Raw genomic sequence first — 16,826 nt, 5'->3', positions numbered from 1 at the left:
ACATGGCACATCATCACGCACCCTCAGGCCCGGTCGGTCCGGCGCCGCAGCCGCATCAGGTCGTCTACACGACCCTGCACTACGACACTCCGTGGTCGTATGAGAGCTATCTGAAAACCGGTGGCTACGCCGCGCTGCGCAAGATCCTCGAAGAGAAGATCCCGCCGGCCGATGTTATCGAAATGGTCAAGGCGTCGAACCTGCGCGGCCGTGGTGGTGCGGGCTTTCCGACCGGGTTGAAATGGTCGTTCATGCCCAAGGGCACGATGCAGAAGTACATCCTGTGCAATTCGGACGAATCCGAGCCGGGCACCTGCAAAGACCGCGACATCCTGCGCTACAACCCGCATTCGGTGGTGGAGGGCATGGCGATCGCCTGCTACGCCACCGGCTCGACGGTGGGCTACAACTACCTGCGTGGCGAATTCCACCACGAGCCGTTCGAAAACTTCGAGCTGGCGCTGGCCGATGCCTACGCCAACGGTTGGTTGGGCAAGAACATTCTCGGCAGCGGCGTGGATATCGACATCTACGGTGCGCTGGGCGCTGGCGCGTACATCTGCGGCGAAGAAACCGCATTGATGGAATCGCTGGAAGGCAAGAAGGGCCAGCCGCGCTACAAGCCGCCGTTCCCCGCGAATTTCGGCCTGTACGGCAAGCCGACCACCATCAACAACACCGAGACCTATGCGTCGGTGCCGGCGATCATTCGCAATGGCCCGGAGTGGTTTCTCGGTTTGAGCAAGACCAAGAACGGCGGCCCGAAGATCTTCTCGGTGTCCGGTTGCGTGCAGAAGGGCGGCAATTTCGAGGTGCCGCTCGGCACCACCTTCGACGAACTGCTGGAAATGGCCGGCGGGCTGCGCCCGGGTCGCAAGCTCAAGGGCGTGGTGCCTGGCGGCGTGTCGATGCCGGTGCTGAAGGCCGACCAGGTGGCTGGCCTGCAGATGGACTACGACACCTTGCGTGCGCTCGGCACCGGCCTGGGTTCGGGTGCCATCGTGGTGCTGGACGACAGCGTCTGCTGCGTGCGTTTCGCCTGCCGCATCTCGCAGTTCTTCCACAAGGAATCCTGCGGCCAGTGCACCCCGTGCCGCGAGGGCACCGGCTGGATGCACCGCGTGCTGGAGCGCATCGTGGCCGGCAAGGCCACGATGGAAGACCTGCATCAGCTGCGCACCGTCGCTGGCCAGATCGAAGGCCATACCATCTGTGCGTTCGGCGAAGCGGCGGCATGGCCGATTCAAGGCTTCCTGCGCCAGTTCTGGGACGAGTTCGAGTACTACATCGTCAACGGTCGTTCGATCGTCGATACGCAAGTCGGAGTGGCTGCATGAGCGCCCAACCAGTGAACCCGAACGTGCCACCGGACCATGTGACCGTCGAGATCGACGGCCAGAGTCTGGTCGTGCCGAAGGGCTCGATGATCATCCAGGCGGCCGACAAGGCCGGCATCCCGATTCCGCGCTTCTGCTACCACGAGAAGCTGCCGATCGCGGCCAACTGCCGCATGTGCCTGGTCGATGTCGAAAAGTCGCCCAAGCCGTCGCCTGCCTGCGCCACGCCGGTGATGGATGGCATGAAGGTCACCACGCGTAGCGAAAAGGCTTTGAAGTACCAGCGCAGCGTGATGGAATTCCTGCTGATCAACCACCCGCTGGACTGCCCGATCTGCGATCAGGGCGGCGAGTGCGAACTGCAGGACGTCTCGTTGGGCTACGGCCGTTCGGTCAGCCGGTTCAACGAGCGCAAGCGGGTGGTGCCGGACGAGGACATCGGTCCGCTGGTCGCCACCGAGATGACCCGCTGCATCCAGTGCACCCGTTGCGTGCGTTTCACCGCTGATATTGCCGGCACCTACGAGCTGGGTGGCATGTATCGCGGCGAGAACCTGCAGATCGGCACCTACGACGGCAAGCCGCTGACCACCGAGATTTCCGGCAACGTCATCGACGTCTGCCCGGTGGGCGCGCTGACCAACAAGGTGTTCCAGTTCCGCGCGCGTCCGTGGGAACTGATGGCGCGCGAATCGCTGGGTTACCACGATGCGATGGGGTCGAACCTGTTCCTGCACGTGCGTCGTGGCGAAGTGCTGCGCACCGTGCCGCGTGAGAATGAGGCAGTCAACGAATGCTGGCTCTCCGACCGCGACCGTTATTCGCATCAGGGCCTGTATGCCGAAGACCGTGCGGTCAAGCCGCTGAAGAAGGTCAACGGGCAGTGGACTGAAGTGAGCTGGGCCGAAGGTCTGGCCGCCGCCACGCAGATCCTGCGCGAAAACGCCGGCGATCAGCTCGGCGTGTTGGTGCATCCGTCCACGTCCAACGAAGAAGGCGCATTGCTCGCGCGTCTGGCCGAAGGTCTGGGCAGCGGCAACCTGGACCACCGTTTGCTCAACCGTGATTTCTCCGACGCTGCGGTAGCCGAAGCGTTCGCCACGCCGCTGGCGGAGACCGAACAGGCTGACGTGGTGGTATTGTTCGGCACCAATGTGCGGCATGAGCTGCCGTTGCTGCACGCACGTCTGCGCAAGGCGCATATCCAGAACCGTACGCAGATTCACTCGGTCAACCCGGTCGACTTCGATTTCGCCTTCAGCCAGGCCAGCCGCACCGTGGTGGCGCCGTCGCAGTTGGCGGGTGCACTGAGCGATGCGACCCTGCGCGATGCGGTCAAGGCTGCAAGCCGCGCCGTGATCGTGGTCGGTGCGTTGGCCGAAAATCATCCGCAGGCTGCCGCGTTGCGTGCCGCCGCACGCGATTTTGCTGCCGCAACCGGCGCATCGTTGTGCCGCATCCCGCAAGGCGCCAATGCCGTGGGTCTGGTGGCGCAGGGCGTGCTGCCGACCGCGCGCGATGTCGCCGCCATGCTGGCCCAGCCGCGTCAGGCGTACATGCTGTACGGCATCGAGCCAGGCCTGGATTTTGCCGACGCCGCCGCTGCACGCAGCGCGCTGGCAGGCGCCAAGGTGGTTGCCTTCAGCCAGTTCGCCTGTGCGTCGACGCGCGATGTGGCCGATGTGATTCTGCCGATCGGTGCGTTACCGGAGATCGATGCATCGCTGACCAATCTCGATGGCCGCGTACAGACTGCACGTGCTGCTGGCCGCCTGCCGGTCGAAGCGCGCGAGGGCTGGCGCGTGCTGCGTGCACTTGGCGGTGAACTGGGTCTGCCCGGTTTCGAATTCATCGACCTGGTCGGCCTGCGCGCCGGCATGCAGAACCGCAACGTGACGCCAACGGCGTCGGCGCAACCAGCGGCCGCCAGCAACGGGCTGGAAGTCGCTGCAACTGCTGCGATCTACCGCACCGATGCGGTGGTGCGTCGGGCCGCTGCGCTGCAGTCGCATCCGCTCAACATCGCGCCGTGCGTGGCGATGCATCCGGAGCAGGCGACGCAGTTGCAGGTCCAGGCTGGTCAGATGGTCAAGGTCGGTACCGATGCCGGTAAGGCAACGTTGCCGGTGGTGCTGGACAAGCGCGTCGCACCGGGCACGGTGTGGATCGAATCCGGCCATGGCGCAACCGCGCCGCTCGGTGCCGGTCGTGTAACGGTGGTGGCTGCATGAACGAATTGTTGTTGAACCTGGTCGACCCGTTGCACCAGTGGTTCCTGGGGCTGGGCGATGGCGGCGTGGTGCTGTGGTCGGTATTGAAGATCCTGCTGATCGCCGTGCCGGTGATCGTGGCGGTGGCCTTCTACGTGGTCTGGGAGCGCAAGCTGATCGGCTGGATGCACGTGCGCCATGGGCCCATGTACGTGGGTATGGGCATCTTCCAGGCCTTCGCCGACGTCTTCAAACTCCTGTTCAAGGAAATCGTGCAGCCAACCAGCTCGCACAAGGCGATGTTCGTCATCGCACCGCTGCTGACACTGGCGCCGGCCTTCGCCGCATGGTCGGTAGTACCATTCGATGCGAAGCTGGTGTTGTCCAATGCCAACGTCGGCCTGCTGTATCTGCTGGCGATGACCTCGCTGGGCGTGTACGGCATCATCCTGGCCGGCTGGGCATCGAACTCGAAATACGCCTTCCTGGGCGCGATGCGTTCGGCCGCGCAGGTGGTCAGCTACGAAATCGCGATGGGCTTTGCGCTGGTCGGTGTGATGATTGCCTCCGGCAGTGTCAACCTGAGCCAGATCGTGTTCGCGCAGGCCGGCAACTCCGGTTTCTTTGACTGGTTCCTGATTCCGCTGTTCCCGTTGTTCATCGTGTACTGGGTTTCTGGCGTCGCCGAAACCAACCGCGCGCCGTTCGACGTGGTGGAAGGCGAATCGGAAATCGTCGCCGGTCACATGGTGGAATATTCCGGCGGTGCGTTCGCCCTGTTCTTCCTGGCCGAATACGCCAACATGATCCTGGTCAGCTTCCTGATCTCGATCTTCTTCCTCGGCGGTTGGTTGAGCCCGATCCAGGGCTGGGTCAATGCGGACGTTTCGCCGTGGATCGACTGGTTGTGGAAGGGCGGCTGGCCGTGGCTGCTGATGAAGGTGTTCTTCTTCGCCAGCGCCTATATCTGGTTCCGCGCCAGCTTCCCGCGTTACCGCTACGACCAGATCATGCGTCTGGGCTGGAAAGTCTTCATTCCGCTCACGATCGTGTGGATCGCAGTGACGGCGTTGATGGTGTTTTACGGCGTGATCCAGAAGGGCGTGTAATTGATGAACAAGATCACCCATTACTTCAAGAGCTTGCTGCTGCTCGAGCTGCTCGGCGGCTTGTGGCTGACGTTGAAATACACGTTCAAGCCCAAGTACACCGTGCTGTATCCGATGGAGAAGTTCCCGCAGTCGCCGCGCTTTCGCGGCCTGCATGCGCTGCGCCGTTATCCCAACGGCGAAGAGCGTTGCATCGCCTGCAAGCTGTGCGAAGCGGTGTGCCCAGCGCTGGCGATCACCATCGACTCGGCCAAGCGCGAAGACGGCACCCGCCGCACCACGCGCTACGACATCGACCTGTTCAAGTGCATCTTCTGCGGCTTCTGCGAAGAAAGCTGCCCGGTGGACTCGATTGTCGAAACGCACATCCTCGAGTACCACTTCGAGAAGCGTGGCGAAAACATTGTCAACAAGCCGCAGCTGCTGGCGATCGGAGACCGGTTAGAGACCGAGATCGCCGAGCGTCGCGCTGCCGATGCCGCCTTCCGTTGAGGTCATGATGGACTGGGTCACTCTTGCTTTCTACGCCTTCTCCGCCGTCGCGGTCGTGTCCGCCGGTGCGGTGATCAGCGTGCGCAACCCGGTATACGCCGTGTTGTGCCTGATCCTCACGTTCTTCTCGATGGCATGCATCTGGCTGCTGGTCGGGGCTGAATTCCTCGGCGTGACGCTGGTGCTGGTCTATGTCGGCGCGGTGATGGTGCTGTTCCTCTTTGTGGTGATGATGCTGGACATCGATACCAGCCGCTTGCGCGAGGGGTGGGTCAAGTACATGCCGCTCGGCGTCATCGTGGCGGTGGCCATGCTCGCGCAGATGGTCACGTTGATCGGTGTCAAGGCGCGCAGCGCCACGCCGTTCCCGGCAGACAACGCAGCTGCGCAAGCGGCTGACAGTTCAAACCTGACCTGGTTGGCCAAGAGCCTGTACACCGAATTTCTGCTGCCTTTCGAATTTGCCGCGGTGATCCTGACGGTGGCGGTGGTGGCTGCAGTGATGCTGACCCTGCGCAAGCGCACTGGCATCAAGTTGCAGAATGCCGGCGAGCAGTCCCGGGTCAAGGCGGGCGACCGTCTGCGCATGGTCAAAATGGCGGTTGAAAAGCCGGTACAGGTTGCGCCGCAAATCGACGCGGCCGACGGACAGGAGGCGAAGTCTTGATTACCTTGGGCCACCTGCTTGGACTGGGCGCGGTGCTGTTCTGCATCTCGCTGGCCGGCATCTTCCTCAACCGCAAGAACGTCATCGTGCTGCTGATGTCGATCGAGTTGATGTTGCTGTCGGTCAACGTCAACTTCATCGCGTTCTCGCGCGAGCTTGGCGATACCGCCGGTCAGTTGTTCGTGTTCTTCATTCTGACGGTTGCCGCTGCGGAGGCTGCAATCGGCCTTGCGATCCTGGTGACTCTGTTCCGCACGCGCCGCACGATCAATGTGGCCGAAGTCGATACGTTGAAGGGCTGACCTGTAGATGGAAATCACTCTCTCCAAGAGTCTGTTGATCGCAGTGGTGCTTGCACCGCTGGTCGGCAGCATCATCGCCGGCCTGTTCGGGCGCCAGGTCGGGCGCAAGGGCGCGCAGTACGTCACCATCCTCGGTGTTGCGGTCAGCTGCGTGCTGTCGTGCCTGACGCTGTATCAGCTGGTGGAGCAGGGCGCCAGCCCGTTCAACCAGAACCTCTACACATTCTTTGATGTCGGCAACTACTCGGCACATGTCGGCTTCATGGTCGACCGCCTGACTGCGATGATGATGGTGGTGGTGACCTTCGTGTCGCTGTTGGTGCACATCTACACCATCGGCTACATGGAAGAGGACCCGGGTTACCAGCGCTTCTTCAGCTACATCTCGTTGTTCACCTTCTCCATGCTTACGCTGGTGATGAGCAACAACTTCCTGCAGCTGTTCTTCGGCTGGGAAGCGGTGGGCCTGGTGTCGTACCTGCTGATCGGTTTCTGGTTCAAGCGCCCGACTGCCGTGTTCGCCAACATGAAGGCGTTCCTGGTCAACCGCGTCGGCGACTTTGGCTTCATCCTCGGTATCGCCGGCGTCCTGTTGTGGTTCGGCTCGTTGGATTACTCCACCGTGTTCGCCAACGCGACCACCATGGCCGGCGCCAAGGTGCAGCTGTTCGCGGGCCACGAATGGAGCGTGATGACGCTGATCTGCATCTGCCTGTTTATCGGTGCGATGGGCAAGTCGGCCCAGGTGCCGTTGCACGTGTGGCTGCCGGACTCGATGGAAGGCCCGACACCGATCTCGGCGCTGATCCACGCCGCAACGATGGTGACCGCCGGCATCTTCATGGTGGCGCGTATGTCGCCGCTGTTCGAGCTGTCGGAAACAGCGCTGAACTTCATCCTGTTCATCGGTGCGACCACAGCCTTCTTCACCGGCCTGATCGGTATCGTGCAGAACGACATCAAGCGCGTGGTGGCGTACTCCACGCTGTCGCAGCTGGGTTACATGACCGTGGCATTGGGCGTGTCGGCCTATTCGGCAGCCGTGTTCCACCTGATGACCCATGCCTTCTTCAAGGCGCTGCTGTTCCTGGCGGCCGGCTCGGTGATCATCGGCATGCACCACGAGCAGGACATGCGCAAGATGGGTGGCCTGCGCAAGTACATGAAGGTGACCTACTGGACCAGCGTGATCGGTACATTGGCCTTGGTTGGTACGCCGTTCTTCTCCGGCTTCTACTCGAAGGACACCATTATCGAGGCGGCTGCGCATCATGCGCATGAGTCGCATGGCTGGATCGCAACCTATGGCTACTGGGCTGTGCTTGGCGGCGTATTGGTGACCAGTTTCTACAGCTTCCGTCTGCTGTTCCTGACCTTCCACGGCAAGGAGCGGTTCCGCGACGCCCATGCGCACGACGCGCATTCGCATCACGACAGCGCGCATACCGATGCCGAAGCGCAGGTTCACTCGCACGATGCGCATGGCCACGACACGCATGGCCACGACGATCATGGACATGGTCACCATGGTGCCCACGAGCCGCATGAGTCCAAGTGGGTGGTAACACTGCCGTTGGTCTTGTTAGCAATCCCATCGATCGCGATCGGCTTCTTCACGATCGGTCCGATGTTGTTCGGAACCGACTGGCAGGGCCACCATGCAGCACACGCTATGCAGGGCCAGGCAGTTTCGTTCTTCACTGGCATCGTCGATTTCTACGATCCGGCACGCGATACCGTTGGTGCATTGGCCGAAGAGTTCCACGGCCCGGTTGCTTTCGCACTGCACGGCATGATGGCCGCTCCGTTCTTCCTGACGATTGCCGGCCTGCTGCTGGCTGCCCTGTTCTACCTGTGGAAGCCGGAACTGGCCACAAAGTCGCGCAAGACATTCGCGCCGATCGTGTGGTTGCTGGAAAACAAGTACGGCTTCGACAAGCTCTGGATCAATGGCTTCGCCGGTGGTGGCGTTGTTCTTGGCAAGGCGTCACGTGCAGTCGATACCCATGTGGTCGACGGCGCTGTTGTCAACGGTTCTGCCCGACTGATCGACCTGGCTGCAAATCTGCTGCGTCGCACGCAATCCGGTTTCCTCTATCACTACGCCTTCGCAATGATCATCGGTTTGATCGCCTTGTTGGCGGTACTGATGCATTTCTGGCGTTGAACTGTACGGAATAAGAAAACGTGTCGAACTGGCCTTTACTGTCTATCTTGATCTGGCTGCCGATTATCGGCGGCGCCCTGATCCTTGCGTTGCGCAACGCCGAGACTGCCCGCTGGGCGTCCCTGGCGGTAGCGGTGGCGACCTTTGCGCTGAGTCTGCCGCTGCTGGGCTACGACACTGCCAATGATGCCATGCAGTTCATCGAACTGCATGCCTGGATCCCGGCCTACAACATCGGCTACAACCTGGGCGTGGATGGCATCGCGGTCGCGTTGATCGTGCTGACCACGCTGGTGACGGTGCTGGCCCTGATCGGAGCCTGGCGCTCGATCGACAAGCGCGTCAATCAGTACGTCGCTGCCTTCCTGATTCTGGAAGGCGTCACGGTCGGCATCTTCGCCGCCACCGACGCGATGTTGTTCTACGTATTCTTCGAAGCCATGCTGATCCCGATGTTCCTGATCATCGGCGTCTGGGGCGGCCCGCGGCGCATCTACGCGGCGATGAAGTTCTTCCTCTATACCTTCCTCGGCTCGGTGCTGATGTTGGTGGGCCTGGTGTATCTGTATCTGAAGGGCGGCAGCTTCCAGCTCGCCGACCTGTATGCGCTGCAGCTGACCGCCAAGGAACAGACCTGGATCTTCTTCGCATTCCTGATCGCCTTTGCGGTCAAGGTGCCGATGTTCCCGGTGCACACCTGGTTGCCGGACGCGCACGTCGAGGCGCCGACCGCCGGTTCGGTGATCCTGGCGGCGATTGCGTTGAAGATCGGCGGCTACGGCTTCCTGCGCTTCAACCTGCCGATCGTGCCCGACGCAAGTCATGAGTTCGCCTGGCTGGTCATCACGCTGTCGCTGATTGCGGTGATCTATGTCGGCTTGGTGGCCTTGGTGCAGGACGACATGAAGAAGCTGGTGGCGTATTCGTCCATCGCGCACATGGGTTTCGTCACGCTCGGTACCTTTATCGCCTTCACCCTGGTGCGCGAGTACGGCAGCACTGACGCTGCGCGTCTGGGCCTGCAGGGCGCGATGGTGCAGATGATCTCGCACGGTTTCGTGTCCGGCGCGATGTTCTCGTGCATCGGCGTGCTTTACGACCGCATGCATACCCGTCGCATCGCCGATTACGGCGGCGTGGTCAACGTGATGCCCTGGTTCGCCACCTTTGCCATGTTGTTCTTCATGGCGAATGCCGGCCTGCCGGGAACCAGTGGTTTCGTCGGCGAGTTCATGGTCATCCTAGCCAGCTTCCAGAAGCATCCGTTGGTTGCCTTCGGCGCAGCCACCACGCTGGTGATCACCGCTGCGTACACGCTGTGGCTGTACAAGCGCGTGTTCTTCGGCGAAGTGGCCAACGCACACGTGGCCGAGCTGAAAGACATCAATGGCCGCGAAGCATTCGTGCTGGGGGTGTTCGCCGCTGGCGTGCTGGCCCTTGGCCTGTACCCGAAGCCGCTGACCGATCTGATGGAACCGTCGATCGCCAAGCTGGCGACCCAGATTGCCGCGACCAAGCTCTGACCGCTTGCCGTACGTTTTGATTTCCAGGATTTAATGATGACCACGCCAACGCTCGCGCCGTTGACCACCGCTGACCTGGCTCCGCTCGTACCGGAGCTGGTGCTGATCGGCGGCGCCTTCGCTCTGCTGATGCTCGACCTGTTCGTGAGCCAGCGGAACAAGGTCTGGACCCACCTGTTCTCCGTTGCCGTGCTTGCCGTGGTGCTCGTGTTGCTTGCAACCGGCACGGGCGGGCAGGGCGATATCTTCAATGGCATGTTCGTCCGCGACACGGCAGCCGATGTCATGAAGACCGTGATCGTGCTGGTCAGCGGGTTGAGCCTGGTGTATGGCTGGACCTACCTGCGCGAGCGTAATCTCTACCAGGGCGAAATCCCGGTGCTTGTGTTGTTCGCCACTGCCGGCATGATGCTGCTGGCGTCGGCCGGTAGCCTGTTGATGGTCTATCTGGGCCTGGAGCTGCTGGCGCTGTGCTCTTACGCACTGGTCGCCTCCAACCGCGACAATGGCCTGGCCACCGAAGCGGCGATGAAGTATTTCGTGCTCGGGTCGCTGGCGTCGGGTCTGCTGCTATACGGCATGTCGCTGGTCTACGGCGCCACCGGTACGCTCAGCCTGGCCGGCATCCACGATGCGATCGAAGGCTCGAACGAACGCACGTTGCTGCTGACCGGCACCATCTTCATGATCGCTGGCGTCGCCTTCAAGCTGGGTGCTGCACCCTTCCACATGTGGCTGCCCGACGTGTATCAGGGTGCGCCTGCGCCGATCGCGTTGTTCATCAGCTCGGCGCCCAAGCTTGCGGCGTTCGGTATGGCCTATCGCCTGCTGGAAGTCGGTATGGGTCCGTTGTCGCCGCAGTGGCATCTGCTGATCGGCGGCTTGTCGGCGGTTTCGCTGGTGGTCGGTAACCTGATGGCGATTGCGCAGAGCAACCTCAAGCGCATGCTCGCATACTCGACGGTCTCGCATATCGGCTTCCTGCTGATGGGCGTGGCGGGCGGCGGGGAAGAGGGCTATGCGGCTGCGATGTTCTACGCGGTCAGCTACACCATCATGTCCACCGCTTCGTTCGGCGCCATCATCGCGCTGTCGCGCAACGGGTTCGAAGCGGAAAACATCGACGACTTCAAGGGACTCAACGCGCGCAATCCGTGGATGGCTGGTCTGGTGCTGTGCATCATGGCATCGCTTGCAGGTATCCCGCCGTTCCTCGGTTTCTGGACCAAGCTGGCGGTGCTGGGCGCGGCAGTGAAGGGCGACATGCTGTGGCTGGCGTTGGTCGGTGTGATCTGCGCAGTGATCGGTGCGTACTACTACCTGCGCGTCATCAAGGTCATGTACTTCGACGAGCCGGTAGGCGAGCCGTTGCCGGCCAATAACGATCGCGTGCTCGGCACCGTGCTCGGCGTCAATGCGCTGGCCCTGCTTGCACTTGGTCTGGCCTGGAGTCCGATCATGGTGTGGTGCCAGCGCGCATTCGCCGGCCTCGCCTAAGACCGCTGCGCCAGCGTTAGGTTTTGCGGCGCCGCATGCTGCATGTGGCGTCGCACTGAAATAAAACCGCGCTTACTGTTTCGTTTTTGTTGCATTGCGGGTATTATTCGCCGCGACGTTGAACAGTCGCCACGCTGTTCAACAGATGAAAAACTAGGGCTTGCAATTGCCGCTCAAGTTCTTCATAATTCCGCTTCTGCTGCGGGGTGGAGCAGTCTGGCAGCTCGTCGGGCTCATAACCCGAAGGTCGCAGGTTCAAATCCTGCCCCCGCTACCAAGTTTCGAATTGTTGCTTTATCGCAGTAATTCAGCTTCTTGGATCGTAAGGACGCATGTTCCCGTCTTTACGCCGACCCTGAGAGGTCGGGTTTTTTTCACGCAAGGGGCCCATCGGGCCCCTTGTTTTTTCCGGAACCGGAAAGTTTGCTGCCGGTTGCCGGGGTTCTACTGGCAATCATCTGATCAGGGCAGTCTGTGAGCGAAAAAGCGACCGAAATCGCGAATCTGCTGAGTCCAACGGTTGAGTCCCTGGGCTTGGAACTGCTGGGCGTGGAATATCTTCCCGCTCCAGGCGGCGCCACATTGCGCCTATATATCGATGTGCCGCTGGCCGAACAGCCCGAGCGTGTCGTCAATGTCGACGACTGCGAGCGCGTGAGCCGCGAAGTCTCCGCCCAGCTCGACGTCGAAGACCCGATCAGCGGCAACTACACGCTGGAAGTGTCATCGCCGGGTGTGGATCGTCCGCTGTTCACGCTGGAACAGTTCGCGCGCCACACCGGTGAGTCGGCAAAGATCGTCTTGAAGCTGGCGCAGGATGGTCGGCGCCGCTTCCAGGGCGAGATCCTGCGCATCGATGCCGAGGCAGAGGCGGTGGTGTTCGCCGTCGATGGCAAGGACGTGCAGATCGGCTACGACAATATCGACAAAGCGCGCATCGTGCCGGATTGGGTTGCGCTGGGTCTGGCACCGCAGAAACCGAACAAGCCCGGCCCGAAAAAACCCGGGCACGAAAAGAAGAAACCATCCAACGAGTCGGCGGCTGGCAAGCCGCGCGCGGAGTGACGAAATGAGCAAGGAACTTTTGCTGGTAGTGGATGCGGTCGCCAACGAAAAGGGCGTGCCGCGCGAAGTGATCTTCGAAGCGATCGAGGCCGCGCTGGCTTCCGCGGCGAAGAAGCGCTATCCCGACCAGGACGTGCTGGCCCGCGTCACCATCGATCACAAGGACGGTACTTACGAAACCTACCGTCGCTGGGAAGTGGTTGCCGATGACGTGGTGATGGAATCCCCTGACCGCCAGGTGCGTCTGATGGATGCCATCGACGAAGCCGACGGCGTGGAAGTGGGCGATTACATCGAAGAACAGATCGAGAATCCCGACTTCGGCCGTATCGCCGCGCAGGCTGCCAAGCAGGTGATCGTGCAGCGTGTGCGCGAGGCCGAGCGTCAGCAGGTGGTGGATGCGTGGAAGGATCGTGTGGGTGAGTTGATTACCGGCGTGGTCAAGCGCGCGGAGCGCGGCAATATTTTTGTCGATCTTGGCGGCAACGCCGAAGCCTTCATTCCGAAGGACAAGGGCATTCCGCGCGACGTGCTGCGTCCCGGCGACCGCGTGCGCGGTTACCTGGCCGAGGTGCGCTCCGAGCCACGCGGCCCGCAGCTGTTCATCAGCCGTGCCGCACCTGAATTCATGATCGAACTGTTCAAGCTCGAAGTGCCGGAAGTCGGTCAGGGCCTGGTCGAGATCAAGGCTTGCGCACGCGATCCGGGCGACCGCGCCAAGATCGCCGTGATCGCGCACGACGCCCGCACCGACCCCATCGGCGCGTGCATCGGCATGCGCGGTTCGCGCGTGCAGGCGGTGTCCAACGAACTCAATGGCGAGCGCGTGGACATCGTGTTGTGGAACGAAAACCCGGCCAACTTCGTCATCAACGCAATGGCGCCTGCTGAAGTGCAGTCGATCATCGTCGACGAAGACAAGCACTCGATGGACCTGGCCGTGGCAGAAGACCGCCTGGCGCAGGCGATCGGCAAGGGGGGGCAGAACGTGCGTTTGGCCAGCCGCCTGACCGGTTGGCAGCTCAACGTGATGACCGCCGACCAGGTGGCCGCCAAGTCCGAGGCCGAGCAGGCCGCGGCACGCCAGCTGTTCATGGACCGCCTGGAAGTGGACGAGGAAATCTCCGCGATCCTGGTCTCCGAAGGTTTCAATACGGTCGAAGAAATCGCCTACGTGCCGGTCGGCGAGTTGCTGGCGGTAGAGGGCTTCGACGAAGACATCGTTGAAGAACTGCGCGCCCGTGCCCGCGATGCGTTGCTCAACGCCGCGCTGGCCGAGGAAGAAGGCCTGGAAGGAACTCAGCCCACCGAGGACCTGCTGGCGCTGGAGGGGATGGACGAGGAGACGGCTTTTGCGCTGGCCGAGCACGGCGTGCGTACCAGCGAGGACTTGTCCGACCTGGCCGCGGACGAGATCGTCGACTTCGGCATCGAGGGCATGACCCAGGAGCGCGCTGCGGCGCTGATCCTGGCGGCCCGCGCCGAGGAGATCGCCCGTTTGGAGCGCGGCGAATGAGCCGGCAATGAACCGCGCCCTGACCCCATCAGGGCTTAGAATCAGCGTATCCCTTGCTCTGGGCGAGGGGGCGCCAACCAGATCATAGGATCCGAATGTCGCAGCAAACCACCATCCGCAAGCTTGCCGAACTGGTCAATACGCCGGTCGATAAACTGCTGGTTCAACTGGCCGAGGCCGGAATGAAGTTCAGTGGTCCCGACCAGGTCGTGACCAGCACCGAGAAGATGAAACTGCTTGGCTTCCTGCGTCGCACGCATGGCAAGGCAGAAACGTCTGCCGAAGCGGCGAGCGAAGCAGCCAAGAAGATCACGCTCAACCGGCGCAAGCTGCAGGAAGTCACTGTCAACGCCGGCCGCACCAAGACCACGGTCAACGTGGAAGTGCGGCAGAAGCGCACTTACGTGAAGTCCGAGAACGAAGGCAGCGGCCGCGCCGCACCGATGACGCCGGACGAAGAACGCGCCGATATCCTGCGTAAGCTCGAGGAGTCGCGTCAGCGCAACCTTGAGGAGCAGCAGCGCCTGGCCGAAAGCGACCGCGTGCGCGACGAGGCAATTCAGCGCAAGCGCGAGGAAGAGCAGGCCGCCAAGGACCGTGCAGAAGCCGAGCGCAAGGCTGCCGAGGAAGCCGCTGCGGCTGCCAGTGCGCCGGCTCCGGTTGCTGATGCGCCGACGCCGTCGGCGCCTGCCGCGCGGGCACCGTCTTCGCCGTCGTCCGCACCGCGTGCGGCACGTCCGGCGGGCGCATCTCCGGCCTCGCGTCCGGCAGCGCCGGCACGTGCGGACGACCGCAGCAATGCCGCCAAGCACAAGACGCGCGGTTCGCACGTCATGGTGGCCGGTGTTGAAGATGACGATGCGACCAAGCGCTTTGCCGGGCAGTTGCATCTGTCCGCGGCCGATCGCGCGCGGCGTTCCAATGTGCGCGGCAAGCCGACCGGCCGCCCGGGTTCGTCGTCCTCGCGCCGTGGTAATGACAACGGCCGTGGCGGCAGCCAGGCCAACAGCGGCCCGCACGGGTTCGAGCGTCCCACCGCACCGGTGGTGCGTGAAGTGGCGATCGGCGAGACCATCACCGTGGCAGACCTGGCGCAGAAGCTCGCGCTCAAGGGCGGCGACGTGGTCAAGGCGTTGTTCAAGATGGGCGTCATGGCGACCATCACCCAGAGCATCGATCACGACACCGCCGCACTGGTGACCGAAGAGCTTGGTCATAAAGCCGTGCGTGCCGACAATGCCGACTTCGAGGACGCGCTGCTGGCGCATGCCGAAGATGCGCAGGGCGAGGCCACGTCGCGTCCGCCGGTGGTCACCATCATGGGTCACGTCGATCACGGCAAGACCTCGCTGCTGGACTACATCCGCCGTACCAAGATCGCCTCCGGCGAAGCCGGCGGCATTACCCAGCACATCGGTGCGTACCACGTCGAAACCGGTCGTGGCGTCATCAGCTTCCTGGATACGCCCGGCCATGCCGCGTTTACCTCGATGCGTGCCCGTGGCGCCAAGATCACCGACATCGTGGTGCTGGTCGTTGCCGCCGACGATGGCGTGATGCCGCAGACCAAGGAAGCGGTTGCGCATGCCAAGGCGGCAGGCGTACCGCTGATCGTGGCGGTCAATAAGATCGACAAGACCGGCGCTGATGCGCTGCGGGTCAAGAACGAGCTGCTGGCCGAAAACGTGGTGGCCGAAGAGTTCGGTGGCGATACCCAGTTCATCGAAGTGTCGGCCAAGGTCGGTACCGGCGTGGATACGCTGCTGGACGCGATTTCGCTGCAGGCCGAAGTGCTGGAGCTCAAGGCCGTGGCCGAGGGCCGCGCCAGCGGTACCGTCATCGAATCCTCGCTGGACAAGGGCCGCGGCCCGGTGGCGACGGTACTGGTGCAGCAGGGTGCGCTGAAGCGTGGCGACTATCTGGTGTGCGGCATCCAGTACGGCCGCGTGCGTGCGTTGTTCGACGAAACCGGCCATCAGCCGGCCTCGGCGGGCCCGTCGATTCCGGTGCAGGTGCTGGGTTTGTCCGGCGTGCCGGAAGCCGGCGACGACTTCGTGGTCGTCGACGACGAGCGCCTGGCCAAGGACGTGGCGCAGCAGCGCGAAACCAAGCGCCGCGAATCGCGTCTGGTGGCCTCGGCGACCAACCGCATGGAAGACATCCTGGCCCAGATGGGCAAGGGCGAAGGTCAGCAGGTACTGAACCTGGTGATCAAGGCCGACGTGCAGGGTTCGGTGGAAGCACTCAAGCAGTCGCTGGTGGCGTTGTCCAACGAGGACATCCGCATCAACGTGATCCACTCCGGCGTGGGCGGCATCACCGAATCCGACGCGAATTCGGCCGCTGCTTCCAAGGCGACGATCATCGGCTTCAACGTGCGCGCGGATGCCTCGGCGCGCAAGATCGTCGAGTCCAACGGCATTGATCTGCGTTACTTCTCGATCATCTATGACGTGATCGATCAGGTGAAGCAGGTGGCCTCCGGTCTGCTTGGCGTGGAAATCCGCGAAGAGATCATCGGTATCGCACAGGTCCGCGATGTGTTCCGTAGCTCGAAGTTCGGCGCGGTTGCAGGCTGCATGGTCATCGAAGGCGTGGTCAAGCGCAGCAAGCCGATCCGCGTGCTCCGCGACAGCGTTGTGGTGTTTGAAGGGGAGCTGGAATCGCTGCGTCGCTTCAAGGAGAACGTCGACGAAGTGCGCAACGGTACCGAATGCGGTATCGGCGTGAAGGCTTACAACGACGTCAAGGCCGGCGACCAGATCGAGTGCTTCGAGCGTATCGAAGTGGCCCGTACGCTGTAACGGCTGCCGGGGCCTACCGGCCCCGGACTCCGTTCGGCGGAGTTGTCCAATGCAGGTTCTGCAAGGCGAGGGCGGCATGGCCGCCCGCGTTTGTTTTTTGGCTTCGGTGCCAACTGGCCCTCCGAATCAACCAGGTC

12 protein-coding genes and 1 tRNA gene are annotated in these 16,826 nt (G+C 62.5%); all 13 read left to right on the top strand.

Annotated features, from left to right (window positions below; all coding sequences use genetic code 11):
- Positions 1-2: 2 nt before the first annotated feature.
- Positions 3-1,337 (top strand): NADH-quinone oxidoreductase subunit NuoF, encoded by a 1,335-nt coding sequence (gene nuoF / locus ACCQ16_RS13195; protein ID WP_003485551.1) that lies wholly within the window; start codon positions 3-5, stop codon positions 1,335-1,337.
- Positions 1,334-3,568: an NADH-quinone oxidoreductase subunit NuoG gene (nuoG, locus tag ACCQ16_RS13190; RefSeq protein WP_218533244.1), complete on the top strand. Its 2,235-nt coding sequence runs from the start codon at positions 1,334-1,336 to the stop codon at positions 3,566-3,568. The genes nuoF and nuoG overlap by 4 nt, the downstream gene beginning before the upstream one ends.
- Positions 3,565-4,656 carry an NADH-quinone oxidoreductase subunit NuoH gene (nuoH, locus tag ACCQ16_RS13185; RefSeq protein WP_008570972.1) on the top strand — a complete coding sequence of 364 codons (1,092 nt, stop codon included), beginning with the start codon at positions 3,565-3,567 and terminating at the stop codon, positions 4,654-4,656. The genes nuoG and nuoH overlap by 4 nt, the downstream gene beginning before the upstream one ends.
- A 3-nt stretch (positions 4,657-4,659) precedes the next feature.
- The gene (gene nuoI, locus ACCQ16_RS13180; RefSeq protein ID WP_003485557.1) at positions 4,660-5,148 is read left to right on the top strand and encodes an NADH-quinone oxidoreductase subunit NuoI; all 489 of its coding nucleotides are present in this window, start codon (positions 4,660-4,662) and stop codon (positions 5,146-5,148) included.
- A gap of 4 nt (positions 5,149-5,152) precedes the next feature.
- Positions 5,153-5,815: an NADH-quinone oxidoreductase subunit J gene (locus ACCQ16_RS13175; RefSeq protein ID WP_008570973.1), complete on the top strand. Its 663-nt coding sequence runs from the start codon at positions 5,153-5,155 to the stop codon at positions 5,813-5,815.
- Positions 5,812-6,117: an NADH-quinone oxidoreductase subunit NuoK gene (gene nuoK, locus ACCQ16_RS13170; RefSeq protein ID WP_005914274.1), complete on the top strand. Its 306-nt coding sequence runs from the start codon at positions 5,812-5,814 to the stop codon at positions 6,115-6,117. The genes ACCQ16_RS13175 and nuoK overlap by 4 nt, the downstream gene beginning before the upstream one ends.
- Before the next feature lie 7 nt (positions 6,118-6,124).
- Positions 6,125-8,284 carry an NADH-quinone oxidoreductase subunit L gene (nuoL, locus tag ACCQ16_RS13165; RefSeq protein WP_029819747.1) on the top strand — a complete coding sequence of 720 codons (2,160 nt, stop codon included), beginning with the start codon at positions 6,125-6,127 and terminating at the stop codon, positions 8,282-8,284.
- A gap of 20 nt (positions 8,285-8,304) precedes the next feature.
- Positions 8,305-9,807, top strand: a complete 1,503-nt coding sequence (locus ACCQ16_RS13160) for an NADH-quinone oxidoreductase subunit M (RefSeq protein WP_031423322.1) — start codon at positions 8,305-8,307, stop codon at positions 9,805-9,807.
- Between the two features lie 36 nt (positions 9,808-9,843).
- The gene (gene nuoN, locus ACCQ16_RS13155; protein ID WP_003485567.1) at positions 9,844-11,304 is read left to right on the top strand and encodes an NADH-quinone oxidoreductase subunit NuoN; all 1,461 of its coding nucleotides are present in this window, start codon (positions 9,844-9,846) and stop codon (positions 11,302-11,304) included.
- Positions 11,305-11,504: 200 nt separating this feature from the next.
- Positions 11,505-11,581, top strand: a tRNA-Met gene (locus tag ACCQ16_RS13150).
- A 197-nt stretch (positions 11,582-11,778) separates the two neighbouring features.
- Positions 11,779-12,369 carry a ribosome maturation factor RimP gene (rimP, locus tag ACCQ16_RS13145; RefSeq protein WP_029819745.1) on the top strand — a complete coding sequence of 197 codons (591 nt, stop codon included), beginning with the start codon at positions 11,779-11,781 and terminating at the stop codon, positions 12,367-12,369.
- Positions 12,370-12,373: 4 nt separating this feature from the next.
- Positions 12,374-13,885, top strand: coding sequence for a transcription termination factor NusA (gene nusA / locus ACCQ16_RS13140; protein ID WP_005914268.1), 1,512 nt, complete (start codon positions 12,374-12,376; stop codon positions 13,883-13,885).
- 95 nt (positions 13,886-13,980) lie between these two features.
- The gene (gene infB, locus ACCQ16_RS13135) at positions 13,981-16,689 is read left to right on the top strand and encodes a translation initiation factor IF-2 (RefSeq protein WP_372379974.1); all 2,709 of its coding nucleotides are present in this window, start codon (positions 13,981-13,983) and stop codon (positions 16,687-16,689) included.
- Positions 16,690-16,826: the final 137 nt, after the last annotated feature.

Origin of the sequence: Xanthomonas sp. NCPPB 1062 (assembly GCF_041481705.2) — a bacterium.
Classification (GTDB): Bacteria; Pseudomonadota; Gammaproteobacteria; order Xanthomonadales; family Xanthomonadaceae; genus Xanthomonas; species Xanthomonas euvesicatoria.
The sequence above is the reverse complement of the archived record's forward strand: the minus strand, read 5'-3'. Positions and strand labels throughout refer to the sequence as shown.